Source organism: Planktothrix sp. FACHB-1355 (genome assembly GCF_014748295.1).
In the GTDB taxonomy this organism is placed as follows: Bacteria; Cyanobacteriota; Cyanobacteriia; order Cyanobacteriales; family Aerosakkonemataceae; genus Aerosakkonema; species Aerosakkonema funiforme_A.
Genome location: NZ_JACJUP010001096.1, coordinates 1 through 2,369 on the forward strand (window position 1 = coordinate 1; position 2,369 = coordinate 2,369).

Sequence of the window (2,369 nt, forward strand, 5' to 3'; positions counted from 1 at the left end):
TTTTTACACTCTGCGTAAAATGTAGGCGATCGCTAGATCTTACCCCATTATCCTAAAGCCTTTCTCACTCCTAAATTGTTAAGTATATTTACACTTTATTAAGAAATTGCTTGATGATTAAATTAATCGATCTGGAAAGATAGTGTGTTACCCGACAGAATTATAGTTTTGGGCAGAATAACTTTTTTAAGTAACTCATAGTTACTGGAGGTAAGAAGGAAGTTGACACAGTGGTAATTTTCTGATAAATTGACGTAAACGCAGAAATCAAGGCGAAAAATTGTGTAGTTTGTCAACTACATTCGATTTTAAGCCGATCGGTCTGTAAAAAAAGTAAATAACTTGACGAAGTTTCGTTAAATGGGTTGAAATATAATGCCTAAACAATTTTGTGTAGCGATATGTAATTAAAGGAAAAAATAGCGGTGTACCAATTCCAGGAGTCGCTTCCCAAACAGCCTCTACCGCAGCTAGAACATACTTGCTCCCACTATCTCGATGCAGTCAGCCCGCTGTTAAGCGAGACAGAACTAGCTTGCACAAAGGCGGCAGTGAAAAAATTTCAACAAGAAGAAGGACAAAAGCTCCAAAAACAGTTGGAGACGATCGCCAGTTCAACTAGCACTAGCTATATAGATGAATTTTTAGATGAACGCTTTTTAGAAGCGAGATTGCCATTGGTGAGGAAGACAAACATCGCACAAGTGTTGTCTTCCTTCATAGGAAGCGAGGAACTATCTCCTACTCCCGTTGCCGCCATCCTAATTTTTAACCTACTAAAGTTCTACCTTAAAATTAAAACTCGTTCTCTGGAACCAGATCGGGATATATTCCAAATAGGGCGTCCTGCCCTATGTATGGTTCAGTATGACAACTTATTCGGTACATCGCGGATTCCAGGCATCAAGCGAGATAGTCTGGTACGCACTCAAAACTCAGAGCATATAATAGTAATCCGACGCGATCGCTTTTACTGCTTAAATCTAATTAAAGGAGAGCAACTACCAACGATCGAACAGATCGAACAACAACTCAACTGGATAATTGAAAACACACCCGACTACGACTGTGCGGTGGGGACATTAACAACCTTACCTCGCACTCAATGGGCTGTTCTGCGTTCCTATATTACATCTATTAGTCCGGCAAACGCTCGCTCTCTAGCCTTATTGGACAGCGCTTTATTTGTTGTATGTTTGGACGAAACAACACCCAGCAATTTAAAAACAAGCCTTGAAAATGCCTTTTACGGTGATGGGCAGAATCGCTGGTTTGACAAGCCCGTACAAATAATTGTCACTGCTAACTGCCAGGCAGCAATCAACATCGAACACAGCGGATTTGACGGTTATACAGTAATGCGTATGACTGACGAAATCAGCCAGAAACCTCACCAAGAAGCGCCCACACTTACGGCTTTTGAAAAATGGGAATCTCCCATCCAATTAGAGTGGAAGTTAAGCCCAGGAATCAGGGAGGAAATCGAACTAGCAAAAAAAAATATTGCGAATTTAAAGACACAACATCATTTGCAAGTACTGGAATTTCAAGAATTCGGTGCTGACTTCCTGCGGCAGCATACCCTGAATGTTGATGCGATAGTTCAACTATCGATTCAGTTAGCTTATGCTCGGTTGTATGGTAAGATTATGTGTGTCACAGAATCGGTACACACCAGAAATTTTCAATACGGAAGATTCGAGGATATCCGTACAGTAACTAGCGAATCGGTTGAGCTAATCCGGGTTTTTTCCCAGGCTAGTGCAAAAGAGGCGCGATACTCAGCTCTAAATGCAGCAATAGTTGCCCATATGCGACGATTATTTAACTGTAAAAAGGGACTGAATGTTGATTTGCACCTGCTCGCGCTTTATAGTCTCGGTCGTTATCAGGATATGGTTCCGGAAATGTTCCTGGATAAAGCCTACAGTCAAGTCTTTACTCAACCAGTTATATGGACTAGCAGCTTGCCTGGTAATATGGGTATTGCTGGCTTTGTTTTCGTATCACCACCAGTGAATTACGGTTACGGAGTTAGCTACATAATCAACCCTGAGAAAATTACCTTGTGCGTTACCAGTCAATTTAGCCAACCGTCAGAATATACCAAACTTCTGAATCAATCACTTTCAGAACTGGGAGATTTACTCAAGACTTTTAAGTAGTAAATCTAAACTTGAAAGTCTCAAATATATTGGGTATTTTCAGAAAGCGATTTTAACTTAGATGTAAATTCGAGCAAATTTAGTTACAAAAAAGTATGTTAGAAGAACTGCTCCTAAAAAATGCCCAACAATATCCTTTAAAAACTGCTATTGTCTATGACAAATTGAGGATTAGTTACGAAGAGTTATACATTAAGGTTAGGG

General features: G+C 40.1%; 1 protein-coding gene. It reads left to right on the forward strand.

Annotation, left to right across the window (positions count from 1 at the left end; translation table 11 throughout):
- Positions 1-425 precede the first annotated feature (425 nt).
- The gene (locus tag H6S82_RS29405) at positions 426-2,165 is read left to right on the forward strand and encodes a choline/carnitine O-acyltransferase (protein ID WP_190464865.1); all 1,740 of its coding nucleotides are present in this window, start codon (positions 426-428) and stop codon (positions 2,163-2,165) included.
- Positions 2,166-2,369: the final 204 nt, after the last annotated feature.